This is a genomic window from Oceanimonas pelagia (assembly GCF_030849025.1).
Lineage (GTDB): Bacteria > Pseudomonadota > Gammaproteobacteria > Enterobacterales > Aeromonadaceae > Oceanimonas > Oceanimonas pelagia.
This window is the reverse complement of sequence record NZ_CP118224.1, coordinates 1,273,544-1,298,264: the sequence shown is the minus strand read 5'-3', so window position 1 is coordinate 1,298,264 and position 24,721 is coordinate 1,273,544. Positions and strand designations below refer to the sequence as shown.

The window sequence follows — 24,721 nt, the reverse complement described above, 5'->3', positions numbered from 1 at the left end:
GCGCCGTGCCGGCCCGTTGCCGCACCGAACGCGGCAACGAACAGTACGGCCGTCATGGCACCATCAGGCTTTCCAGCAGGCCACTGCGCCGTTCCACCCGCCGGGCGATGGCCTGCTCAAACACGCCGGCCCTGGGCTCCAGCAGGGTGAACCAGTGCCGGGCCCGGGTAATGCCGGTGTAGAGCAGCTCCTTGGTCAGCACCGGGTTCAGTGTCTCGGGCAGGATCAGCGCGGTGTGGGCAAACTCCGAGCCCTGGGACTTGTGCACCGTCATGGCGAACACGGTTTCCATGTCGCCCAGCCGGCTGGGCAGCACAAAGCGCAGCCCGCCGCTGCCATCGTTGCGGGGAAAGGCCACCCGCAGCACCAGCCGGCCGTCTTCCTCGGGCAGGCGCAGGGCAATGCCGATGTCGCCGTTCATCAGCCCCAGGCCGTAGTCATTGCGGGTCACCAGCACCGGCCGGCCTTCATACCAGCCGCTGTCGGCTTCCAGCAGGCCGCGCCGGTGCAGCAGCCCGGCAATGCGCTCATTCAGGCCTTCCACCCCCCAGGGGCCTCGGCGCACCGCACACAGCAGCCGGAACCGGTCAAAGGCGGTGAGCACGGTGCCCGCCCACTCGCTCCAGGCCGCGTCGTCAAAGGCCGTGCCGGCGGCGGGCCGTTCATCGCGCAACCGCCGCAAATAATGGCCGTAGCCCGCGGCCTCGCCCCGCCCGTCACACAGCAGGCGGTTAAGGGCGCGGTCCTGCTCACCCCTGAGCCGCACCGTGGCCACCTCCTGATGGCCGTCGAGCCATGCCCGGGCGGCTGCAGGCTGCTGGCGGTTCACCGCTTCCGCCAGCCGGCCAATGCCGGATCCGCCGGCGAAACGGCGGGAATGGCGCAACATCAGAATGCGCTGGGCCAGACCGTGGCGGCCGGGCTCGCCGGCCTCGAGTGCCGGGTGCGCCACCTTCTCGCCGCTGACCGCTTCCAGCCAGGCCAGGCGCTCGGGGGTATACAAACCCTGCTCGGCGTGACGGCACAGATCCCCCAACAACGCCCCCGCTTCTACCGAAGCCAGCTGATCCTTGTCGCCCAGCAACAGCAGCCGGGCATGGGCCGGCAGCGCCGCCAGCAGGCTGTGCATCATTTCCAGATCGATCATCGAGGCCTCGTCCACCACCAGCACATCGAGCGGCAGCGGATTGCCGGCGTGGTGGCGAAAATGCCGGCTGTCGGGCAGGCTGCCCAGCAGCCGGTGCAGGGTGCTCACCTCGGTGGGAATATGGGCACGCACGGTGTCATTCACCGGCAGCGAAGCCACCTGGGCGCCGATGGACTCGGTCAGCCGGGCCGCCGCCTTGCCGGTGGGCGCCGCCAGCCGAATACGCAGCGGCTGAGCGGCGGTGCCCTGCAGCAGCGCCAGCAGGCGCACCACTGTGGTGGTCTTGCCGGTGCCCGGGCCGCCGGTGATCAGGGTAAAGCCGCTGCTCGCCGCCAGGGCGCAGGCCAGTTTCTGCCAGTCGGTCTGGCGCTCGCCATGGAGCATCAGCGGCTCGGGGAACAACCGCTCCAGCCACTCGGGCAAATCGTCAGGCACGGGTCTGTCGTCGTGAATGCGCGCCGCCAGGGCCTTCGCCACGCCCTGCTCGTAACTCCAGTAACGACGCAGATACAGGCGTTCGCCACTCAGTACCAGCGGCCGGGCCGGTTCACCGGCGGCGGCCACCAGCTCGCTGGCAGACAGCGCCTCGAGCCAGTCGGCCAGGGTCAGGGCCGCCAGCCGGGTTGAGGGCAGCCAGGCATCGGCCAGGCCCTCTTCCCCTTCCGGCGGCAACGACAACGCAAAGTCGGGCTCGGCCAGGGTGGCGGCCAGATCCAGGCACACATGGCCATGGCCGAGCTGATGGCTGGCCAGGGCCGCCGCCAGCAGCACTCCCGCCCCGGCCTCGGGCTGCTGCTCGGCAAAAAAGCCCGCCAGCGCCCGGTCCAGGGGGCGCAGCCAGCCCAGCTCCACCCAGCGATCGAGCAGCGCCAGCAACTCGCCGGCCGGAGTATGGGGGGTGATCATGGCAATGTCTCCTCGGGGTGTTCACCACCGCACAGCCCATGCAGGGTGTCTATCAGTTCACGGGGCGGCCGATCCGCAAACACCGCGCCGGGGCAGCGCACAAAGGCATACAGGGCTCCGCCCATGTGGGTGTCGTAGTCGTAACCGGGCAGGCGCAGCAGCAACTGACGATGCAGCGCCAGCACATAAAGCACGTATTGCAGATCGTAACGGTGCTGAAGGATCTGCGCTGCCATGGCCGTCCCTGTGTAATCGGCGTCACTCGGGCCCAGCCAGTTCGATTTGTAATCCACCACGTAATAGCGGCCATCATGCTCAAACACCAGATCGATAAAGCCCTTGAGCATGCCGTTGAGCCGGCCCGGGGCCAGCGCCGGGCGATCCTGCTGTGGCAGAATATGGCGTCGAACCAGGGCATCCAGCTCGGCAATGGGCACCCGGCTCACCTCCAGCCAGAACTCCATTTCCGATTGAAAGCAAGCCAGCCCCTGCAGCGCCGGGCCATGCGCAAACAGGGGCGTGGCCAGCAGGCCCTGCAGCCAGTCGGTCAGCGGCCCGGCCCACTCCGCCATGCCCCGCAGCTGGCAGCGCCGGGCCAGCTGGCTGGCGAGCGCCTCGGGCTGGCCGGCCAGCCCCTCGTTCAGCGCCAGCTCCAGCAGGCCGTGCAGAAAGGTACCCGCCGCCGGTCCGCGGGGAAAGCGGTGCAGGCTGGGGGTTTCACCGGGGCGCAGCGGCACAAAGGGGCGTTGCAGATCGTCGTCACCGGCCTTGCCCGCCTCGGGCCGCTCCGGGGCGGCATCGTCAAAGCGCTTGCCGGCATCATGCCGGTCCAGCAACGCACTGTAGGACGCAATCCACCAGTGTTCGGCGGCGGGCCGGGCCGGGGTGGCCCACACCGGCGCCGCCGGGGTGGCCCCGGCACTCAGCAGCGGCGTTTCGTTCACCTCGGGCGCCGGGCACAGGGCGGTGTGCTCACAGGCCAGCTCCCCCAGCCAGTCATGCAGCGATCCGGTCAGCACGGCCCCGCCCCCCAGCAGCCGGCCCATGGCCGAGTCGTGCAGGCGCGAGGCCCTGGCATTGCCCACCCGAATGTTCGCCAGCCCCAGCCAGCAGGCGTGGCGGGCCCGGGTCAGCGCCACATAAAGCAAACGCAGATCCTCGCCCAGCCGCTCCCGCTCGGCCCGGGCCTTTTGCTGCTCGCCGGGGCTCAGCACCAGCCGCTTGCGGCCATGCTCGTGCAACTGCACCGGGCCGCCCCGGCTGCCGCTTTCCCGGAACGAGCAGATAAAGGGCAGAAACACCAGCGGGTATTCCAGCCCCTTGGACTTGTGAATGGTCACCACCCGCACCAGGGCGTCATCGCTTTCCAGCCGCAGAACCTGCTCGTCGGCGGCCTGGCGCTCCCCTTCCATGCACTCGGCCAGGTGGCGGATCAACGCCTGTTCACCGTCGAGGCTGGCGGCGGCCTGCTGCATCAGTTCGGCCAGGTGCAGCAGGTTGGTAAGGCTGCGCTCGCCCTCGGTGGCCCGCAACAGCCGGCCCGGCAGGCCGAAGTCGTGCAACAGCCGGTGCACCATGGGCAGCACCCCCTGGCGCTGCCAGATCCGGCGATAGTCGCGAAACTGCATCACTCTGGCCTCCCAGTGGCGCTCGTCCTGATTGAGCCGCTCCAGCTCCGCCAGGCTCAGGCCCAGGGTGGCGGTGGCCAGCGCCGCCCGCAGCCGGCCATCCTGCTCCGGCTCGGCGCAGGCGCGCAGCCAGTGCAGCAGATCGCCGGCCTCGGGACTGGCGAACACCGAGTCCTTGTCGGACAGATACACGCTGCGCACGCCCCGGGCCGCCAGCGCGGTGCGTATGGCCTGGGCCTCGCGAAAGCTGCGCACCAGAACCGCCATGTCGCTGGGCTGCACCGGCGCCAGCCCGCACTCACCGGCAAAGCCGGCCCGACCGGCGCCGCCCAGGTTGAGCAGATGGGTCATATGGCTGGCGCAGCGCGCCGCCATCTGCTCCACATAGGCACTGCCGGACATGGGTGCGCCGTCGTCGCTGTCCAGCTGCCACAGGGTCAGTGCCGGTTGCGGTGCGCCCTCGCACCACCACTGTTCCCCCCTGCCCCGCGCCTTGACCGGCACAAAGGGCAACGGATTGTCGTGGCCGTCACGAAACAGAAAGGCGCCGTCGGCATGGGCCTCGGCCCGCTCAAACAGCCGGTTCACCGCCGACACCATGGGCCGGGACGAGCGAAAGTTGGTGTCCAGACTGTAATGACGCCCCTCGGTGGCGGCCCGGGCCGACAGATAGGTGTAAATATCGGCGCCGCGAAAGGCATAAATGGCCTGCTTGGGATCACCGATCATGAACAGGCCGCTGTCCGGGCTGTTGTCCGCCACGCGGTAAATGGTGTCGAAAATACGGTATTGCAGCGGATCCGTGTCCTGAAACTCGTCGATCAGCGCCACCGGAAACTGCCGCCGGATCACCTCCGCCAGCCGCGGCCCGTTCTCTCCCGCCAGCGCCTCATCGAGCCGGGTAAGCATGTCGTCAAAACCCATTTCGGCCCGGCGGCGTTTTTCCAGTTCAAAGCGCCGGCGCACCCAGGCGGCGGCATGACGCAGGGGCGCCTCCAGCGGCGCGGCCAGAGCCGCCAGCTGCGCGGGCAGGGTCTGCATGGCGTCAAAGGCGGGGTGGCCCGGCGCCTGGGCCGTGTCTTTCCAGGCTTCCGTAATGCCCTCCGGGGTCAGCCGGTAAACCGCCGCCTCACTCAGCGGCAAGGCGATGTCGTCACCGTCGGTCCAGGCGCGCAGAGCGGCCAGCCAGCCCTCGGTCCGCCTGGCCTGCAGCCACTTGCCGTGCACCTGTTTCGCCGCGATCGCGCCCTGCAGAATCCCCTCAATCTCATCCAGCCAGGCTCGCCAGGGCGCCTTGAGCGCGGCAAGCGCCTGCGCACGCTCCCTCAGACTCTGTGCCAGCAGCTCGCCCAGCTCGCCCTCGGCCTCGCCGGGCTCGTGCAGCAACGGCCGCAGGGCGTGCAGCAATTCATTCGGGGTTTTCCACTGCGCCATCACCCAGTCGAGGGCCGTGCCTGCCAGCGGGTAACACTGGCGGCGCCAGTAGTCGCGCACCACTTCCGCCAGCAGCTCGCTGTGATCGGTCTGCAGGGTCTGGGTAAACAGACTGCCGCTGTCAAAGGCGTGCTCACGCAGCATGCGCTGACACCAGCCGTGAATGGTGGACACCGCCGCCTCGTCCATCCACTGGGCGGCAATGTCGAGGCGGTGGGCACAGCCGGGCCACTGCTCGGGGTCAACGTCATCCCGCAGGGTAATGAGCAGCTCGTCGCCGTTGGCCTCGCCGCGAAACACCGCCGCCGCCTCCACCAGCCGGGCGCGTATGCGATCCCGCAGCTCCTGGGTGGCGGCCTCGGTAAAGGTGACCACCAGAATTTCCGGCGGCAGCAACTCCCGGGCGAAGCCGTGCTCACCGCCGTGGCCCAGCACCAGGCGCAAATACAGCGCCGAAATGGTGAAGGTCTTGCCGGTGCCGGCGCTGGCCTCAATCAGCCGGCTGCCATGCAGGGGAAAGGTCAGCGCCAGCGGACGCGATGCGCTCATGATGAAGTCTCCTGTGACAGCGGTTGCGGACCATGCTCCAGCAGCGGCCGGTACAGCCGCTCGCACCAGGCGGCAAAGGTGCCATCGGCGGCCAGAGCGTCAAAGTCGGGAAACTGGCGCGCCAGGGCGCCGCTCTCCGAGCGCTCCCCCCCATGGTGGTAGCCATCTCCCTCATAGGCCTTGCGGGCCGCCTGCAACGCCTTGCCGTCGTCGTCTTGCTCAAGGGCCGCCACGGCGGTTTTCATCGCCACCGGCAGCGGTGTCGTCATGCCCGCCTGCAGGGCCTCCAGCCAGCCCTGCACGATGCGTTGGGCATCCTCTTGCGGCAGCGGTGCGCCGTGCAGGGTCAGGTCTTCCCCGACCACATACAGGCCGAGTTCAATGCCGCAGGCGGAGGCCACCGTCTGGGCCACAAAGGTGCGCAGCAGCCGGTGCCAGCGCAGGCTGTTACCGCCCTGCAGCTCTCCCGGTTGCAGCTCGATCAGCGCCAGCCGCTCACCGCTTCGGCGCAGGCCACCCAGCCAGCCTTCCAGACGCAGCTCGTGGTGCACCAGCGCCAGGGGCAAGGGCGATGCGAGCCGCTCGGGCCAGGCATGGCACAGGGCATGATAACGACCCAGTTGCTCCGGCAGCGCCGCCTGCACTTCCGCCCGCAGACGCTCGCCAAAGCCCGCCAGCGGCAGCCGGCCCTGGCCCTGCAGCCGGGCCGCGGCCCGGGCCAGGGCGGCGTCTGTGTCTTCGGCGCCGGCGGCGCTCTCAAGCAGTTCGCGCTTGATCCCATAACGCTCCAGCCCATCGAGGGCAAAGGGCTCCTCGTCCAGCCCGGCGGCAGCGGTTTCATCCAGAATGACCTTCAGCCGGCGGGAAAAAAAGCTGGCCACCGGCTGGCGCAGAAACTGCTGCAGTTGTTCCAGCGCCACCGGGCCGTCGGGCTGCCAGGGCGGCAGCGCGGTGTCGGCCACGGGCTGACACTCGCTCCGGGCCCACTCCCGGGCATAACTGGTAAACCCGCTGCCGGCGGTAAAGTAATGCCGGCTGAAGGGCTGCAGCGGATGCTCGGTGGTGATGGCATCGAGCAGCTCGCCGCCGTCTGCCAGCCGCCAGCCGCTCAGGTGATCCCTGAGCTGGCCCACCAGCACCGAGGGCGGCCGCTCGCCGTTGTCGCGAATGCTGCGCCCCACCCAGCTGATGTAAAGTCCTTCCCGGGCCGAGAGCAGGGCTTCCAGCATCAGGTAACGGTCGTCTTCCCGGCGGGAGCGATCCCCGGGCCGGTAGTCACCGGCCATCAGGTCAAAATCGAGGGGGGTAACGCTGCGCGGATAGTCACCGTCGTTCATGCCCAGCAGGCAGACCCGGCGAAAGGGAATGGCGCGCATCGGCATCAGGGTGCAGAAGTTCACCGCCCCGGCCAGAAAGCGCTGGCTGAGCCGGCCCTGATCCACCGCCCCCAGCCAGGCTTCGCGCACCACGGTAAGCGGCAGCGGCTCGGTCAGATCCACCCCGGCACACAGCTCCTGCCATTGCTCCAGGGCGTCGGTGAGGCCGGCCATCAGCGCCTGTTCCCGTTCGCTGTCGGGTTCAAAAAACCGCGTCAGCAGCGCCAGCAGCCGCACCGACCAGTCAGCGGCGGGGGCGGGCTCGGCCAGCACATCGTGCAGAGCGTCGATGGCATCGAGCAGGCTCACCAGCGGGCCAATCACGGCGGCGTCCAGGCCGCCGATTTCGTCGTAGGGCTCAATGCCGGCCCAGGCCTCCCCCGCCCCCACGGCGTAGCCCAGCAACATGCGCCGCAGGCCAAAACGCCAGGTGTTCTGCTCAAGACTTGCGGGCAGGCCCAGTCCGGCCCGGCGGCGGGCATCCAGGCCCCAGCGCACCCCGGCGCCCTCGATCCAGCGGCGCAGCACCGGCAAGTCCGCCTCTTTAATGCCAAAGCGCCGGCGCAGGGCGGCCACGTCGAGCAAATCCAGCACCTCGCTCACCGGCAGCCGGCTCTCGGGCAGGCGCAACAGATGCTCCAGGGCGATCAGCAGCGGCTCGCTGCCCCGGCTGCCCTGATCCGCCAGGGTATAGGGAATGAAACGGTCGTCGTCACGCTCATACTGGCCAAACACCGCCTGAATATGGGGGGCGTAAACATTGATGTCGGGCACCATGACGATGATGTCCCGGGGACGCAGGGTCGCATCGGCGGAAAAGCGGGCCAGCAACTGATCGTGCAGAATTTCCACTTCGCGCTGGGCGCTGTGGGCCACATGAAATTCAATGCTGAGCTGTTCCCGGATCAGGGGCGGCCAGTGGGCGCGGCTTTCCGCCGGCGGTCGCAGGTTGAGAATGTCGTCCTGCAACTGGCCCAGCAAATGGCCGGTGTCGCCGTCGTCAAACAGATCGATACGGCTGCCGATGGCGTTAAAGCGCTGCCGGTAGCTGTCGGGATCGTCCAGGCTGTCGAGCAGGTTGATGTAATCCCGCCCCTGCTTGCCCCAGGCCGCCAGCAGCGGATGGGCATGCTGGTGCAGCTCCACCGCATTCAGCCCCGGCGCCTGGCCGGCCTTGCGGGCATGGCGGCGGTACTGGTGCCGTAACAGGTCCTGATCGGGCACGATATCGCCCCAGTGATGCTGGCAGGGGTTGTGCACGCACAGCAGCACCTGGCTGAAGCGGGCCATGGCCGCCAGTGCTTCAAGGGTTTGTGCCGGCAGCGAGGAAATGCCGAACACCACCACCCGGCGCGGCAGCCCGGCGGGGCGTTGTTCGCAATTGCGCAAATGCGCCACAAAGCGCGGATGCACCCCGGCGCGGCTGCCGGCCAGCTCCTGCTCGCCCACATCCGCCAGCAGGGCGCGCCACAGCGCCGGCTGCCACAATACCGCCTCATCCAGCGGCTGCTCGCCCCGGCGACCGTGAATCATCACGTTGTTGCCGTCCGCCCAGGCCGCCAGCCAGTCGGCCCGGTACACCTGGTACTGATCGAACAGATCCGCCAGCCGCTCGGCCAGCTGATAGCGCTTGCGGCCATCGCCGTCGTCCTGCAAAAAGCGCGCAAGGGGGGCAAACACCGGTTCGCTCACCAGCGCCGGCAGCAGCCGCATCAGCCGCCAGGTGAGCGGCGCCTTGTCAAGCGGCGACTGGCGCGGAATGCTGTGGCTGCCCAGCACGGCCCGGTAGCCTTGCCACAGGAAGCGGGCCGGCAGCTCCACCTGCACGGCGGCGGCAATGCCGCCGCTGCGGTGCTCGGCCAGCGCCAGCTTGAGCCACTGGGCAATGCCGTTGCTCTGCACCAGTATCACTTCGTTTTCGAGCGGCGCCAGCGGATAGCGCCGCATCCAGGTCACCGCCAGCTCGCGCAGCGCTTCCAGGTGGTTGCCGTGCACCACCATCAGGCCGGGGCCGAGGCCATTATCGTTATGCATTCCGAGTCCTTGTTTCCCGTGCGTGACGTCTATCATAGTGCCGAATGAACATGACATTAAGCCTTGCCGGCGCCCCTGGTGAACATTCGGCCGGCCGGCGCCGGCGTTGCCAAGCCGCAGAAAAAGGTTACAATCCAAAGGTTTTTTTGTTTGCCGGATCACCGGCTTACCGGCGCATGATGCATCCGGAGCAGCGAATAACAATAACAGGGAGTCATTGAATGACAGCAAAAACGCAACACAGCATCCATTTGGGAAGCTTTGACAAAGATCTGCCCCGGCATCCGCTCGGGCCGGATCATGTTCCCGATACCCGCATTGACCGCTTCACTTTCTTTTCGGTTCTATTCATTCTTGCCGCCGTGACCCTGCCCCTGGTGCTCTATCCCGAGCAGGGCGCCGACTGGGTGGCCCAGGCCAAGACCTGGATCACCGACACCTTTGGCGTATTCTACCTAGCGCTGGGCGTTACCGCGGTGCTGTTCGTGATTTACATTTCGTTTTCGGATATTGGCAACATCAAGCTGGGCAAGCCCGAAGACGAAATGGAATTCTCCAACGGCTCCTGGGCGGCCATGATGTTTTGCGGCGGCATTGGCGCCAGCATCCTGTACTGGGGCATCATTGAGTGGGCCTACTACTATCAGGGCCCGCCCTTTGGCCTGGAAGCCGGCAGCCCCGAGGCCATTCGCTGGGCCGCCACCTACGGCATTTTTCACTGGGGGCCGGTGGCCTGGTCGATTTATCTGATTCCGGCCATTCCCATCGCCTACTTCGCCCACGTGCGCAATTCGCCCCGGCTCAAGGTGAGCCAGAGCCTGGCACCGCTGTTTGGCGAGAAGTTCGCCACCAGCAACTGGGGCAAGCTGGTGGACGTGTTCTTCGTGTTCGGCATGATCGGCGGCGGTGCTACCACCCTGGGGCTGGCTTCGCCCATGGTGACCGAGGGCCTGCACGAACTGTTTGGCGTGCCGGTGAATGCCTGGAGCCGCATTCTGGTGCTGCTCGGCACCACGGCGCTGTTCGCCTACAGCGCCTGGCGCGGCCTGAAAAGCGGCATTCAGTTCTTCTCCAACATCAACTTTTATCTGGCGCTGGCGTTTCTGGCGGTGGTGCTGTTTGCCGGCCCCACCGGCTTTATTCTCAATACCGGGCTGGAAAGCATTGGCCGCTCCCTGACCCAGATGATCACCATGATGACCTGGACCGAGTCGTTCGGCCCCTTTGCCGAGCACGGCTTTCAGGAAACCCGTTTTCCCAAGGACTGGACCATTTTCTACTGGGCCTGGTGGCTGGTGTTTGCGCCCACGGTGGGCCTGTTTATTGCCAAGATCTCCCGCGGCCGCACCATTCGCCAGATGGTGGTGGGCTCGATTTTCTTCGGCTCCCTGGGCTGCGCCGTGTTCTTTGTGGTGCTGGGCAACTATGGCCTGTATCTGCAGCTGTCGGGCGGGCTCGACATTGTGGCCATTCTCAACCAGCAAAGCCCCACGGCGGCGATCTTTGCGGTGCTGAACACCCTGCCCATGAGCTGGCTGATGATCGCCGTGTTCACCCTGCTGGCCATCATCTTTACCGCCACCACCTTTGACTCCATTTCCTACATTCTGGCCTCTGTGGTACAGCGGGAAGTGGACGGCGAGCCCCACCGCTGGAACCGGCTGTTCTGGGCCTTTACCCTGTGCTTTATGCCGGCGGTGCTGATGTTCCTGGGCGGCCTGTCTACCCTGCAGACCGCCTCCATCTTCGCCGGGGCACCGCTCATTGTGATCATGGCCATGATGATGGTATCGATTATTCGGGCCGCCAAGTACGATCTGCACTACCAGCCCGATTACTCCCTGAAAACCATTCATATCGAGGCGCTGCCGCAATCGGCCCCCTGGGAGCAGGGCGAAACCTCGCAGGCGCCGGAAGGCTCGGTGCTGGCTCAGCAGGCCGAATATGAGGAGCTTCGTCAGCAGCAGGAAGGACAGACGGAAGACAAGATCACCCCGCTGAAGGTGTAGCCGGCACCGAAAGCCGGAAGCGTATATTTTGCTTGCCGCTTCCGGCTTTTACCCCGCATTGCTCTCCCCGCCCCGGGCCATGGCCTCCACCCGGGCAAACTCCACGCCCATGGCCAGCAAGGCGGCCTTGCCCCGGGCGGTGAGATCCGAGATAAACAAAAACTGCTGGCGCGGATCCAGGGGGTAGGCCTTGATACGGTAGCGGCTGCCCCAGGGATGATCCTCCATCACCACCAGCACGGGCCGGCTGAGCTTGAGGTAGGGACTGGACAGAGCCACGTCGTGCAGCAGCCGGCGCACCTGGTGGGCATCGTGCTCCGGCGCCAGGTAAAAGCGGGCCACGCACATCAGGCTGGCATCGCCGTTGTTGGCATTGCGGATCAGCCCGTTCCACAGCCTTGAATGGGGTACCACCACCACGGTGTCGTCGGGGGTCACCATTTCCAGAGCCCGCAGCCCGATATGGCGCACCTCGCCGTAGCAGCCGTCCACCTCTATCCAGTCACCGGGCCGGTAGGGCCGTTCATAGGCCGCCACCACGCCGGCAAACAGGCTGCTGACATAATCCTTGAGGGCAAAACCCAGGGCCAGACCAACGGCCCCCAGAATGGCCACCATGTTGCGCAGCGAGGGCTCGATCACCAGGCTGATCACCCAGCCGATGGCCACCAGCACCACCAGAATGCGCAGCGTGGGGATCAGCGCCAGCACCCAGTGCCGGCGCCGGCCATGCAGCCGGGTGGCCAGCCGCGGCAACAGGGTTTGTATCAGCCAGGCCAGCGCCAGCGCCACCAGCACCACCAGCGCCAGCTCGGTGAGCACCGCCGGTGTGATACGGCGAAACAAACGGGTCAGTTGTTCGGCATCCATGACATTACCCCGCGTTAAAAGTCATCCAGGCCGTGCTCCCGCCCGGCCAGAAACTCGCGCACCTCACCATAGGCCGCCGGGCTCACCTGCCAGCCTGTGCTGTTCTGCTGCACCAGACCGGCACCGGCCAGCCGCAACAGGCGGGCAGCCAGCCGCTCCGGCGCCATGATGGGCAGCACCTGCTGCAGACCTGGCTCATCCAGCCCCCGGTGCAGCAACAGGGCATAAAGGATAAAAGCGGCATTATCATCCGCCCAGACCGGTATTTGGGGCAGTGCCTGCTGCTCGTGTTGTCCGCCCCACAACGCCAGCGCCACGCCGGCATTGCCTCTGGCCCGCGCCGCCAGCCGTGCCAGTTGCCGCTCGGTTCCCTTCACCCCCAGCTCCCGCAGCAAGGCGGCCGAGGCCGGCGCAAAGCAATAAACGGCGCCGATCCCGGGCTCAAACCCCTGCACCACAAACCGGTAGGTCCAGCTGTTGCACACCACCAGGCCGGTGCCGAACGCCCCCTGTACCAGCAGCACCAGCAGCCGGCGCAAAAACACCATGCCCCGGGCCGTGCGCAGAAAATAACGGGCGAGATCGTCAATCAGCCAGGGGCCGCGCACCTGCTGCCCCTGCCACCAGGCCATCACATTAGCCTCGTTCAGTTGCGCCCGGGTGGGCGGCGTCAACCTCGGCCATTGCCGCCATTCGGCCCAGTCCCGCGCGATGCTGGCGGTGGTACTGAACGGCGGATCCAGCAAAAAGCGTACTTCCCGGCTGTCTCCCGGCCAGCCTTTAAGAAAGGCGTCCAGGGCTCTGATGGCGGGCAAACGGTTAAATTCACCGTGATCGGGCAGCTGGCCGGCATTGTCATCATTCGGCCGCCCGGCCACACCCAGCAGGCGCTGCAGCCGGTGCCAGCCCCGTTGCAGCCGGGTGCTGGCCGGCGGCTCGGGGCAGTGATACTGATCCGGCGTAATCAGTCGCCAGTGCGTGTTGCCGGCCATCTCGCAGCTCCTTGTGCAGGCATGTTACCGGGGTGTCAGGCCGGCTCGTGCGCCAGCCGTAATACCACCAGTATAGGGAGTCTGCTCAGGCCACCTCGGAATAAAGCCGCATCCATGCCAGCAGCAGACCGGCTGCGCACAGCCCCCACACCAGAGTGGCCAGGGTCAGGGTAGCCAGCAGGCCGAAACGATAACTGAGCCAGTACACCGCCAGCAGATAGGCCGCATAGGGCAACAGGGAATAGAGTCCAAACAGGGCGGTCACCCGCAGGTCCGCCAGGGTGCGCTCCGTGCCCACCAGGTAGTGGGCAATCAGAGCGAAGGTGGGAAACAGGGGCACCAGACCGGCAATGAAAAAGCTTTTGCTTTTCGACAACAGCGCAATCAGCAACACCGCCAGCGCCCCCAGCAACGACTTGAAAAACAGCGACAGCACCTTTCCTCCCGTCAGATAACCGGTTCGTTCCGATCACACTTTTTGCAGTCAAGCCGAACCCCCAGCATGGCCGTTCGGCCTTCGGCGGTGACCACCCAGGGGCGGTTTACAAAGGGCGGCTGGTGACGCACATGCCGCAGGCCAGCCGGGCCACCCAGTCACCTTGTTCGTCCTGCTGAAACCCCACCATGGCCTGTTGCATGGCTTAAAACCGCTCCAGCATGGACGGGTGATACGCGCCGGCATCAAGGGTGACACCGTGCTTCCCGGCCAGGTTGTGGAGCTCGGTCTGTTTGACCGCCAGCTCGTCCATTACTATGGTGTTGTCGTCCAGCTGCCACAGCTGGCGCGAGCCGGCGTAGCAGAACTGCAGCACCTGCATGGCGGTGGCGTCTCCCTCCTTGGCGGCGGCCTCCAGCTGGCGGCGCCTGCGGCTTATTCTGTTGAGCTGCTGCTTCAGCTCCCACACGTACACCACTTCGGTCATGAAAGGGTGCCGGCGCAAACGGCTGAGCCCGGCTCCCACCAGCAGGGCACCGGCCACCACCCCCAGCAGGTTCCAGTGAAAATGGCTGCCGTCGGCGTCGGGAAACAGGGCGATCAACACTTGAGCGATGCCCAGACTGAACGCCGCCAGGGCCAGCGCCGAGCCAATGAACACCCGGTTGAGATGGCCGCGATAACGGCGCTTGTCAATCTCTTTAAGCTTCATAACCACCTGAAAAAATTTAAAAAAACAGCCGCATTATAGACACGGCCGTTTCTTCTTCCCACCCCTCTCTGCTCAGCGCCGGCGTTGCACGCGATCCAGGCTCCAGCTGCCACCGCCGGCAAACACCAGATAAAAGAACACGAAGCAGAACATGATGGCCAGCTCACCGCCGTTGTTCAGCGGCCAGAACCCCTGCGGATGATGGGCAATGAAATAGGCAAAGGCCATCTGCCCCGACAGCACAAAGGCCACCGGTCGGGTATAGAGCCCCACCAGCAGCAGGGCGCCACCAAACAACTCCAGCACACCGGCCGCCCCAATCAGCGAAAACAGCTCAAACTCGCCCCGGGCCGGAGCCGGAAAGCCCAGAATCTTCTGACCGCCATGCTGCATAAACAAAAACGCCGTCACCATGCGCACCAGACTCAGCACCCGGGGGCGCCAGGCACTCAACAGACTGTCCATGACTCTTCTCCTTGATGTGATCACCTGTATCAATACAAGTGCCTTTAACGACCCGGCGCAAGTGAAAATGCAGCCACCATCAGGGCCGCCACTCGGGGGGCCGGCCGGTGTTCCGGTACAGCGGCTTGTGGTATCGATCCCGTCGTTCGCTGAAATACCACTGGGTTCGCGGCAGATAGCGCTCATGCTCGGGAAAAGCGTGCGCGAACGCTTCCCGGCAGGGACCGCAGAAGTCCTCCCGGGCAAGGCCGGCATATTCCGCCAGGCACTCGGCCACAATGCGATCAAAGAAATGGCTGCCCATGAACTTGTCGTAGGTAATGCTGTGAAAGGCGCCGCTTTCCATGCGGTTGTAATGGTTGAGGTGATCACTGCACAGCCCCAGGTCCCGGCGCCGGCGCATGTCGATGCCCACGCTCAGATCCCGGTGCACCAGCCGGGTGATCCGGTGCCGAGCATTCAGCTCCAGCAACAGGTTCTGGCCATGGGGCTCCAGCAAAAAGCCAAATTGCCGAAAACAGCTCACCCAGTGCCGCACCACGGGCAGCAGAATGTGGTCGAGCACAAAGCGGCACGGCTCCTGTTCGCCAATCAGTTCAAACAGCAGCGGCCGGGCCCCGGGATCGTAAAAGTCCCGGCCATAGAGAGCAAAGCCCGGCAGCAGGCCACGTCTGTCCGGTGCCGGCGGAAAGGGCGTCATCTCCCGCACCAGATAGCCCCAGTTTTCCCCACGTGCCCTGTCGTTGGCCAGGCGCTGATGCACCACTCCCAGTACTTCCCGTAAAAAGGCAAAGTGATGATCGAGCCGCCCTGTGCCCCGCTCCAGCTCGAGGGAGACATTGATCGCCTGCTCTATCACCTCGTCGCGCATTTTCCGCTCATAGCGGGACACGCGAAACGGAAAATGCACCTTGAGCGCATGGGGGATCGCCGCACCCTGCACATAAAGGGTACGGGATGACGAGCTGGGCACCACCGCCATGCCGGGCCGGGGCGCTCCCCGGGCCAGGGTATGCTGCACGTAGGGATCGGCACGCTTTTCTGCCAGCACCTGCGGGTGCAGGCAAAACAGCCCCTGATGATCGTTCAGATAGTACGCCAGCAGGGCCGGCGCCGGATTGGCCGCATAGACCTTCAGCTGCGCCCGGGGCAGCGCAAACACCGGCAATGCAAAGCCCGCGTGATCGGCATCGGGCCGGTAGGCCTTCGCGGCCTCGGTGTAGGCGGCATGGCGACTGTAGCTGCGAGTACCTTCATTGCGATAGCGATCGGCATAAATGAATGATGGGATCATGGGCCTGGCACCGAATGTTTCGCGCACACTGATGAGCCAAGTCTATTCGGCAAGCCCTGCCGGCGCCATGGACAACTCGCGCTTCCTTCGCCGTAATGAGACGGCAGGCGCCTTGCCTGAGGCGGCATATGCCGGTATGCTGCGCGGCCTTTTTTTGCTTTGGGGCCCGCTATGATTGGATTTGACTACGGCACATCAAACTGCGCCGTCGGCGTAATGGAAGGCAATCACCCGACCATTCTGCCGCTGGGCAGCCATGGCCGCTATATCGCCTCGAACCTGTATGCCCCGAGCCGCGCGGTAATCGTCAACTGGCTGCATGGCCGGCTGCCCGCGGCCGAGCAGGACACCTTCAAACGGCAACGCACCATTGCACTGCAACAAGGCCAGGCCGCCCTGAGGGAGCTGGCGCTGGATGCTATTCCCGCCGAGCTGGCCTTTGGCCGCGATGCCCTGGCCAGCTACCTGCAAGCGCCCGATGAGGGCTACTACATCAAGTCGCCCAAGTCGTTTCTGGGCGCCAGCGGCCTGATGCCGCAGCAAATTGAACTGTTTGAAGACATAGTGGCGGCCATGATGAGCAACGTGAAAACGCTCACCGAAGCCGCCCTGGGCCGCACCGTCACCCAGACGGTGATTGGCCGGCCGGTGAACTTCCAGGGTTTGCGGGGGGAAGAAAGCAACCGCCAGGCCCTCGCCATTCTCACCCATGCCGCCAAACGGGTGGGTTTCAAGGACGTGGAGTTCCAGTTTGAACCGGTAGCGGCGGGCTTTGAATATGAAGCCGGCCTGAGCCGGGAAACCCGGGTGCTGGTGGTGGACATTGGCGGCGGCACCACCGACTGTTCCCTGCTGCTGATGGGACCAAAGCGGGCCGCGCAACAGGATCGCGGCCCGGATCTGTTAAGCCACAGCGGCGAACGGGTAGGCGGCAACGACCTTGACATTGCCCTGGCGCTGAAAGGCATGATGCCGGCCTTTGGCCTGAATAGCCTGCTGAAAACCGGCAAGGCCATACCGGTACACAGCTACTGGCAGGCGGTGGCCATTAACGACATCAACCTGCAAACCGAGTTCTACAGCGCCGCCAACGGCCGCTTTCTGCAACAACTGGTGCGCGATGCCGCCCAGCCCGAGCTGGTAAACCGGCTGCTGACCATGCAAAAAAACAGGCTCAGCTACCGGGTGGTGAATGCCGCCGAGCAAGGCAAGATTGCGCTCACCGAGCAGAGCGCGCAACAGGTTGGGTTGTCCGACATCGACCAGGAGCTGACCATTCGGCTGGATCGGGACGACTTTGCCCGGGCCTGCCAGCGCGAGCTGAACCGCATTGCCACGCTGATTGCCGAGGCCATTGCTCAGGCCGGCACCAAGCCCGAAGTGGTCTTTGTCACCGGCGGCACCGCCCGCTCCCCGGTACTGAACCGGTTTCTGCAACAGCAGTTTGAGCACACCCCCATAGTGGTTGGCGATCACTTCGGCAGTGTCACCGCCGGCCTCACCCGCTGGGCCGAGAAAATTTATTCATGAGTCCATTTAATCTGAAACTCAATTTCTTCTTCTGAACCTTCCCGCTCGTGCTCAATGCTGTATTTGGCACGAACGGGAACATAGACACGTTCGCCGGCTATCTGTATTTCAAACTTTTCACCACGCTCCAGTGCGTCAGCCAGACGTCGCAGCTTTGCCACAAATTCCGGTGTGGAATAGGCTTTTTCAATATCTCTTTCCGGTTTTGTACTCATGATGTTGCTTCCTTGTTCTTCATGGGAAAGTCCAGGTCTGGTCACCCCGCCTGACAGGCTCAAAGGGTAGTTGCAGCAGCCTGGCTGAAGCTCTCCCATATCACCAAACAAGGCTCATGTTAGGTTACTGGTTTATCGCAACTGGCATGGCATGACATGACAGGCACAAAAAAACCGCCTTGCGGCGGTTTTTTCTGAGGCTCGTTGCGCTTAAACGCGAACGAAGTCCAGGTGAGCCAGCTTGGGCTTGTAGGGGTGACGCTGAACGTCCTGCACCTTCACCTTCACTTCCTGACCATCGATAACCAGGGTCAGTACTTCGTTGTAGAAGGCGTCGTCGGCCTGAGCGATGATGGCTTTTTTGTGGTCCAGAGCAATGGCTACCGGCTCCTGGTTGCCGCCGTAAACGATGGCAGGCACTTTGTCTTCATGACGCAGGCGGCGGCTCGCACCTTTCCCCAGGTCAGAACGCACTTCGGCTTCAAATACAAATGACATAATCTTCTCTCTTTGAGGTTAATGACAAAGGCTGCGACCGGCCTTTGCCTTGATAAAAGCGCGCGGATGGTAACACGCAGCCCCTGACGGGGCAAGCTGTGAAGCCGGAAGCCTGGCGTTTTATCGTTTGCAGAGCAGTGCACTGCCGTCGGTCAGTGCACACTGATGCTTCGCATTGCGCCCTCTTTTTTGGCGATTTGTTTGACCAAAAGGCCAGCTAACGACTTCCAGCTTTAAAGCGCTTCTATCTGCTGCAGTATGCGCTTGTCCGACACCGGATAAGGGGTGCCCAGGGTCTGGGCAAAGTAGGACACCCGCAGCTCTTCAATCATCCAGCGCACGGCTTTCACCTCCGGGTCCAGCGGCTTGCCTCTGGGCTGCTTTTTCAGCAGGGCCTGGTAGGCGGTTTGCACGTTCTGGATTTTCAGCAGGTGTGCCCTGTCCCGGTGCGGATCTATGCCCAGCTTGTCGAGCCGTCGGCTTAACGCCTCCAGGTAGCGGCACAGATCCTTCAGCCGCTCGGCGCCGGTGTCGGTGACAAAGCCGCGGTAAATCAGGCCGTCGAGCTGGGCCTGAATGTCCGACATGGCCATGGCCATGGCCAGATCTATCTTGCCCTTGAGCCGTTTTTTAATGGCCTGCGCCCGGCTCAGCACCTCTTCCACCTGCAGGGCAATGGCCGCTACCGTGGGGTTGAGCTCGCCGGCCACCTTGTTTTTCAGGGTTTCAAATTCCGCCGGGGTCCAGGCCGGCGCGCCGTGCTCACGCATCAGCTGATGAATGCCGGCGCGAATGCAGTCGTCCACCAGATCCAGTACCTTGCCGTAAGGGTTGAAATAGAGCCCCAGCTTGGCCTTGTTGGGCAGCTTGTCCTGCAGGTACTTGATGGGCGACGGCAGTTGCAGCTGCAACAGCTTGCACTGGCCGTCCCACATGGTCCGGGCCTGGCTGGCTTCGTCTTCGCACAGTTGCAGCGCCACGCTGTCGCCCTGATCCGCCAGCGCCGGGTAGGCTTTAACCTCAAACCCGGCCCGTTTGGCGGCAAAGGTCTGCGGAATGGCTTTGGCGGGAAAGGTAAGCAGGCCTTCCTGCTCAAAGCGATCGTCGTCCACCGCCTGGGTGAGCGCGGTCTGCACCTGGCCCTGCAGGCTGAGCTTGATGCTTTCCAGATCCCGCCCGGTGGCAAGTGTATTGCCGTCGGCGTCCACCACCGCAAAGCGCATGATGAGGTGCGCCGGCAGGGCCGACCAGTCCCAGTCTTCACGAGGCACGGTCACGCCGGTCATGCGCCGCAGGTGTTTTTCCATCTGGTCGAGCAGCGGGCCCTCGAATGGGGTCATGGCCGCCAGCAGCGCCTCGGCAAAGTTGGGCGCCGGCACAAAGTGCTTGCGCATGGGCTTGGGCAGGGACTTGATCAGCGCCACCAGCAGCTCCCGGCGCAGGCCCGGCACCTGCCACTCAAAGGGTTCGGCAGCCACCTGGTTGAGCAGCGGCAACGGAATGCGCACGGTCACGCCGTCTTCTTCCTTGCCCGGCTCAAACTGATAGTCCAGGGGCAGGTTCAGGCCGTCGTGCTGCCAGGCATCCGGGTAGTCGCGGGTGGTCACGGCACCGGCACGCTCGCTGAGCAGCATCTCTTCGGTAAAGTGCAGCTGCTCCGGGTTGGCCTTGCGCGCGGTTTTCCACCACTTGTCGAAATGGCGGATGGACACAATGTCGGCGGGCAGGCGCTCATCGTAAAAGCGGAACAGGGTGTCGTCGTCGATCACCAGATCCCGGCGACGCGACTTGTGCTCCAGGGTCTCGGCCTGCTCCAGCAGCGCCTGATTGTGGTGAAAGAACTCGTGCCGAGTGCTGAGCTCCCCTTCCACCAGGGCATGGCGAATAAACAACTCGCGGCACAGTTTGGGGTCCACGGCGGAATAGTTGACCCGGCGGCGCACCACCACCGGCAGGCCAAACAGGGTCTTGCTCACATAGCCCATCACCGCGCCCTGCTTTTTCGACCAGTGCGGCTCGCTGTAACTGGACTTGAGCAGGTGGGCCCCCGCCTCTTCCAGCCACTGCTGATCAATGCGTGCGGCGGTGCGGCCATAAAGCCGGTGGGTTTCGGTAAGCTCGGCCACCATCAGCCAGCGCGGCGGCTTTTTGGCCAGGGCCGAGCCCGGCACCAGCACAAAGCGGGCATTGCGCGCGCCCAGCATTTCCTTTTTGTCGCCGTCGCGCATCCCCACCTGGCTGAGCATGCCGGTCAGCAGGGCCCGGTGCAGGCTGTCGTAACCGGCGGGGGTGCTGTTGAGGGCAAAGCCCAGCTCCCGCACCACCAGCCGCAACTGGCTGTAAATATCCTGCCACTCCCGCACCCGCAGGTAGTTGAGAAATTCGCTCATGCACTGCTTGCGGAACTGGTTGCCACTGAGCACCTTTTGCTGCTCCTTGAGGTAGTTCCACAGGTTGATCCAGGCCACAAAGTCCGAGTCCTTGTCGGCAAAGCGGCGGTGCATTTCGGCGGCGGCCTGCTGTTTGTCCAGGGGGCGTTCGCGGGGGTCCTGAATGCTGAGGGCGGCGGTGATCACCATCACCTCGGTGACGCAGCCGTGGTCGCGGGCCGCCAGCACCATGCGGCCCAGGCGCGGATCCACCGGCAGCCGGGACAAATCCCGCCCCAGCGGGGTCAGGATGAGCTCGTTGTTCTCGTTTTGCACCGCGCCCAGCTCTTCCAGCAGGCGAATGCCGTCGGAGATGTGTTTCTTTTCCGGCGCTTCCACAAAGGGAAAGGCGGAAATGTCGCCCAACCCCAGAGAGAGCATCTGCAAAATGACCGAGGCCAGGTTGGTGCGCAGAATTTCGGGATCGGTAAATTCCGGCCGGTTTAAAAAGTCTTCTTCGCTGTACAGGCGAACGCAGATGCCCGCCTCTACCCGGCCGCAGCGCCCCATTCGCTGGTTGGCGCTGGCCTGGGACACCGGCTCAATGGGCAGCCGCTGCACCTTGGTGCGGTAGGAATAACGGCTGATGCGGGCAGTGCCGGGATCGATCACGTAGCGAATGCCGGGCACGGTGAGCGAGGTTTCCGCCACGTTGGTGGCCAGCACAATGCGCCGGCCGGAGTGGGATTCAAAAATACGGTTCTGCTCGGCGTTCGACAGCCGCGAGAACAGCGGCACAATTTCGGTATGGCGCAGCTCCAGCCTGCGCAGGGCGTCGGCGGTGTCGCGAATTTCCCGCTCGCCGTTCATGAAGATCAGAATGTCACCCGGGCCTTCCCTGGTGAGTTCGGTCACCGCATCGAAAATGCCCTGCAGCTGATCCCGCTCCCGGTTGTTGTCGTCCACCAGCGGCCGGTAGCGCAGCTCCACCGGGTAGGTGCGGCCCGACACCGAGATAATGGGGGCGTCGTTGAAGTGCCTGGAGAAGCGCTCCGGATCTATGGTGGCGGAGGTGATGATCACCTTGAGATCGGGCCGTTTGGGCAGCAGCTGACGCAAGTAGCCCAGAATGAAGTCGATGTTAAGGCTGCGCTCGTGGGCTTCGTCGATAATGATGGTGTCGTACTGGCGCAGCCAACGGTCCTGCTGAATTTCCGCCAGCAGAATACCGTCGGTCATCAGCTTGACCTGGGTCTCGCTGCTTGCCTGATCACTAAAGCGCACCTTGAAACCGACCCGCTCGCCCAGCTCGCAACCCAGCTCCTGAGCCAGACGGGTGGCCACGCTGCGCGCCGCCAGCCGCCGGGGCTGAGTGTGGCCTATGGTGCCATCAATCCCCAGCCCCAGCTCCAGGCACATTTTGGGGATCTGGGTGGTTTTGCCCGAGCCGGTTTCGCCGGCAATGATCACCACCTGATGGTCCTGAATGGCCTGTTTGATGATGTCGCGCTTGTCGCTGACCGGCAGCTGGGGCGGATAGGTAATAGGGCTGTTCAGCAACGCTTGCCGGCGGCTGCGCTCGGCCATGGAGGTGGCCATTTCCAGGGCGATTTTCTCCAGCACCTGTTGCCGTTTGCCTTCATTCAGCTTTGCCACGCCCTGCAGCCGGCGGCGAAACCGCCCGCGCTCCGCGCCCCTGCACTCCTTCAGCCTTGCCTGCAACTGTTCAACCGACTGCGCCAAACTCAACACCCCTGTTTGTTTATCAACATGTTTCTGCCAAAAAATCTGGCGCGCAGTCTAGCAGAAACCGGTGTTTGAATGCAGTGTCCCGGATCGGGCTGCTCAGCCAGAAAGCCGGGCCTGACACCCGGATTTCTGTCTTTCACGTCAGCTTTGGCGGGCACATTTTCACCACAGGGCAGACTCGGAAACGCCCCTTCCTTCCGGCAAGAGGCGTTTCCGCCCTGTTTTTTCAAAATGAGATCGTATTTCTGACCGTAAGACCACCAACCCCAACAAAACCAAACAAACAACACAAGTGTATGATATAAATAAAAAAATTATTTTAAGAACCAAGATAAAAGGTCGTAAATTCAAAGCCTAAAGCAAGATCCCGCCAAAGTTACTGACAAAAATGGACGCTATCCTGCTCACATCACAGAAACCGCAGTTAAAAACAAAAAATGTGATTGAAAAGAAAACAGGGTGTCGCTATAGTGATCACACAGCCCACTGTTGAGGAAGGTAAATAATGAAAGAGTTAGTCATAACCGTCATTTTTACAGTCTGCGCAACCACGCTTGCCGTTTCTGCACCTTCCTTGGCACAATTCTAACTGAGCCCGGGAAGACAGGACTGTAAAACACTAAGAAATAACAATATTTCCTGTGAAACAAGAAAGGCGCCTTGCGGCGCCTTTCTTGTTTTCAACAGTTATCTCAGTATGGCGCCACGCTCATGCTGCTGCCGGAGCCGATCATGCGCACCCGCTGGCCCGGTTGCCAGCTGCGATCCGCCTTTTGCACCACCACCAGGCTCTCGCCGCTGTCGGTGCGGATCTCCAGCTCCACCGCGTTCACCTGGTTGATCTTTTCCTCGGCCTTGGAGCCCACCATGGCACCGGCAATGGCACCGGCGGCCGTGGCCAGCGAGCGGCCGGTGCCCCCCCCGACCGTGCTGCCGGCGATGCCGCCGATCACACCGCCTCCCAGGGTACCGATGACATTGGGATTTTCATCCCCGGCCTGAATTTTCACCGGCCGCACCGACACCAGGGTGCCGTAGGTCACGGTCTGGGCCCGGCCGGCGGCACTGCTGCTGTACACATCACCGGAATACACATCGGTATTGGCGCAACCGGCCAGGCCCAGCATGGCCAGCACGGCAACGGCAGAAAGTGGTTTCAGTTTCATGGAAGCCCCCTGTAATGAAAATACGGATTGTTATTATGGTGACATTACACTCTTAAGACCGGAGCGTCATCCGTGAGGTTTCATCGGCATGAACAGCAAAAGGCCTGCATGTGCAGGCCTTTTCTCATGGTTGCAGGAAAAACGACATATGCCCCGGCAACAAGCCTGGTTACACCGCATCGCCCAGAGGCTTGTCGAGCACCAGCCGCACCAGCAACAGCCACAGGGCCCAGCCCGCCACCAGCAGAATAATGAACAGAAACAACCCGGCCTGGTATTTTTCCAGCAACATGCCGGCGATCACCGGGCCGGTGAGCGAGCCGATGCTGTAGGCAAACATCAGCTTCTGGGTCATGCGCACCAGGGCCCGGCCATGCATTTTGCCACAGGCGTAAGACATGGTGGTGGGATACAGGGTAAAGGCGCCCGCCCCCACCAGGGCAAAGGCCAGGATCAGGGTGCTGTTGTCGCTGAACTCCCACAGCAGCAGGCAGCCGCTGCCGACCATCAGGGTCTGCACCACCATCATGGCCCGCTTGCCAAAGCGATCCGCCAGGCTGCCGTTAGGCAACTGGAACGCCATGCCGCACAAAATCAGCCAGGCCATGTACAGCCCCACTTCCTCGCCCAGGGCCAGCTGCTCCAGCTGAATGGGCATCAGTGCATAAAGACCGCCCAGCAGCATGCCCGCCACCAGACAGCCGGCCAGGCCCAGGGCCCGGTCGGCCCGGGGCGGCTTGCCGGAAACCGCGCCTTCGCCAGCGGTTTCGGCGTCAAGATTGGGGGTGCGCGCCCAGCGCAGCGGCAGCAAGGCCGCGGCACACAGGCCGGTGGCCAGCCAGAAGGCCAGCGGACTGGCAACCGGAATCCAGTCAATAAACAGCTGGCTGGCACCGTAACTGAAGTAATACACCAGCATGTAACGGGCCATGGCACCGGAGCGGCGATTGAGCGGCGCCACCCCCAGCACCCAGCTTTCCACCGCCACAAAGCTCACCGCCGCCGCCATGCCCGCCACCATGCGCAACACCAGCCACAACGGCAACAGGCTGGTCCAGGTCAGCGCCAGTGCCGCCAGCGACAGGGTGGCACTGCACAGCACCAGGGCACGTACATGGCCCAGTTGCTGAATGAGTTTGTCGGCAAAAAAGCTCGCCCCCAGCATGCCCAGGTAAAAGGCCGCCCCCACCAGGCCAATTTGTGCCGCCGGCGCGCCCTGGCCGTTGAGGTAGACGGCCACCAGGGTCACCAGGAAGGCATTGCCCAGGGTCAGCAGGATCAGATGGGTGTAAAGGGGAACAAGATGCATGGCGCCTCCGGATTTCGAGGCGCGCATTCTAGA

At 63.9% G+C, this 24,721-nt stretch carries 18 protein-coding genes; 2 read left to right on the top strand and 16 right to left on the bottom strand.

Translation table 11 applies throughout. The features are described from left to right. Positions 1 to 52: 52 nt before the first annotated feature. The 3 genes from recD to recC are packed head-to-tail and all read right to left on the bottom strand — an operon-like array spanning position 53 to position 9,074. Complete coding sequence (recD, locus tag PU634_RS06120) at positions 53 to 2,053, bottom strand: exodeoxyribonuclease V subunit alpha (RefSeq protein ID WP_306763181.1); 2,001 nt, start codon at positions 2,051 to 2,053, stop codon at positions 53 to 55. Next, positions 2,050 to 5,664 (bottom strand): exodeoxyribonuclease V subunit beta, encoded by a 3,615-nt coding sequence (gene recB, locus PU634_RS06115; protein WP_306763180.1) that lies wholly within the window; start codon positions 5,662 to 5,664, stop codon positions 2,050 to 2,052. The genes recD and recB overlap by 4 nt, the downstream gene beginning before the upstream one ends. Continuing rightward, entirely contained in the window at positions 5,661 to 9,074 is a 3,414-nt protein-coding gene (recC, locus tag PU634_RS06110) for an exodeoxyribonuclease V subunit gamma (RefSeq protein WP_306763179.1), read from the bottom strand. The genes recB and recC overlap by 4 nt, the downstream gene beginning before the upstream one ends. 221 nt (positions 9,075 to 9,295) lie before the next feature. Between recC and PU634_RS06105 the strand changes: the two genes are divergently transcribed. Then, entirely contained in the window at positions 9,296 to 11,083 is a 1,788-nt protein-coding gene (locus PU634_RS06105) for a BCCT family transporter (RefSeq protein WP_306763178.1), read from the top strand. 48 nt (positions 11,084 to 11,131) lie between these two features. Here the strand turns inward: PU634_RS06105 and PU634_RS06100 are convergent, their stop codons facing one another. The 8 genes from PU634_RS06100 to PU634_RS06070 form a co-directional block, all read right to left on the bottom strand. Continuing rightward, a complete protein-coding gene (locus tag PU634_RS06100; protein ID WP_306763177.1) occupies positions 11,132 to 11,953 on the bottom strand; it encodes a mechanosensitive ion channel family protein in 822 nt (273 codons plus the stop codon). A gap of 14 nt (positions 11,954 to 11,967) precedes the next feature. Next, positions 11,968 to 12,945: a hypothetical protein gene (locus PU634_RS06095; RefSeq protein WP_306763176.1), complete on the bottom strand. Its 978-nt coding sequence runs from the start codon at positions 12,943 to 12,945 to the stop codon at positions 11,968 to 11,970. An 85-nt stretch (positions 12,946 to 13,030) separates the two neighbouring features. Next, positions 13,031 to 13,381 carry a GlpM family protein gene (locus tag PU634_RS06090; protein ID WP_306763175.1) on the bottom strand — a complete coding sequence of 117 codons (351 nt, stop codon included), beginning with the start codon at positions 13,379 to 13,381 and terminating at the stop codon, positions 13,031 to 13,033. An 11-nt stretch (positions 13,382 to 13,392) separates the two neighbouring features. After that, positions 13,393 to 13,512 (bottom strand): DUF3565 domain-containing protein, encoded by a 120-nt coding sequence (locus PU634_RS17225; protein ID WP_371319624.1) that lies wholly within the window; start codon positions 13,510 to 13,512, stop codon positions 13,393 to 13,395. After that, complete coding sequence (locus PU634_RS06085) at positions 13,488 to 13,583, bottom strand: DUF3565 domain-containing protein (RefSeq protein ID WP_306763174.1); 96 nt, start codon at positions 13,581 to 13,583, stop codon at positions 13,488 to 13,490. The genes PU634_RS17225 and PU634_RS06085 overlap by 25 nt, the downstream gene beginning before the upstream one ends. A 3-nt stretch (positions 13,584 to 13,586) precedes the next feature. Continuing rightward, entirely contained in the window at positions 13,587 to 14,093 is a 507-nt protein-coding gene (locus PU634_RS06080; RefSeq protein ID WP_306763173.1) for a DUF3087 domain-containing protein, read from the bottom strand. Between the two features lie 72 nt (positions 14,094 to 14,165). Further along, positions 14,166 to 14,558 carry a DoxX family protein gene (locus PU634_RS06075; protein WP_306763172.1) on the bottom strand — a complete coding sequence of 131 codons (393 nt, stop codon included), beginning with the start codon at positions 14,556 to 14,558 and terminating at the stop codon, positions 14,166 to 14,168. A gap of 79 nt (positions 14,559 to 14,637) precedes the next feature. Further along, positions 14,638 to 15,852 carry an IucA/IucC family C-terminal-domain containing protein gene (locus PU634_RS06070; protein WP_306763171.1) on the bottom strand — a complete coding sequence of 405 codons (1,215 nt, stop codon included), beginning with the start codon at positions 15,850 to 15,852 and terminating at the stop codon, positions 14,638 to 14,640. 171 nt (positions 15,853 to 16,023) lie between these two features. On the opposite strand from PU634_RS06070, the gene yegD reads away from it, so the two are divergent. Further along, on the top strand, positions 16,024 to 17,382 hold the full coding sequence (gene yegD, locus PU634_RS06065) for a molecular chaperone (RefSeq protein WP_306763170.1): 1,359 nt from the start codon (positions 16,024 to 16,026) through the stop codon (positions 17,380 to 17,382). Here yegD and PU634_RS06060 read toward each other — a convergent pair. The 5 genes from PU634_RS06060 to PU634_RS06040 all read right to left on the bottom strand — a co-directional run bounded on the left by PU634_RS06060 (position 17,373) and on the right by PU634_RS06040 (position 24,688). Then, the gene (locus PU634_RS06060) at positions 17,373 to 17,597 is read right to left on the bottom strand and encodes an amphi-Trp domain-containing protein (RefSeq protein ID WP_306763169.1); all 225 of its coding nucleotides are present in this window, start codon (positions 17,595 to 17,597) and stop codon (positions 17,373 to 17,375) included. The genes yegD and PU634_RS06060 overlap by 10 nt on opposite strands. A gap of 210 nt (positions 17,598 to 17,807) precedes the next feature. Then, on the bottom strand, positions 17,808 to 18,095 hold the full coding sequence (gene rplY / locus PU634_RS06055; RefSeq protein ID WP_306763168.1) for a 50S ribosomal protein L25: 288 nt from the start codon (positions 18,093 to 18,095) through the stop codon (positions 17,808 to 17,810). Positions 18,096 to 18,328: 233 nt separating this feature from the next. Next, positions 18,329 to 22,207 (bottom strand): ATP-dependent RNA helicase HrpA, encoded by a 3,879-nt coding sequence (hrpA, locus tag PU634_RS06050; protein WP_371319623.1) that lies wholly within the window; start codon positions 22,205 to 22,207, stop codon positions 18,329 to 18,331. A 698-nt stretch (positions 22,208 to 22,905) separates the two neighbouring features. Beyond that, positions 22,906 to 23,379, bottom strand: a complete 474-nt coding sequence (locus PU634_RS06045) for an outer membrane lipoprotein (RefSeq protein ID WP_306763167.1) — start codon at positions 23,377 to 23,379, stop codon at positions 22,906 to 22,908. 169 nt (positions 23,380 to 23,548) lie between these two features. Then, the gene (locus PU634_RS06040; protein ID WP_306763166.1) at positions 23,549 to 24,688 is read right to left on the bottom strand and encodes an MFS transporter; all 1,140 of its coding nucleotides are present in this window, start codon (positions 24,686 to 24,688) and stop codon (positions 23,549 to 23,551) included. Positions 24,689 to 24,721: the final 33 nt, after the last annotated feature.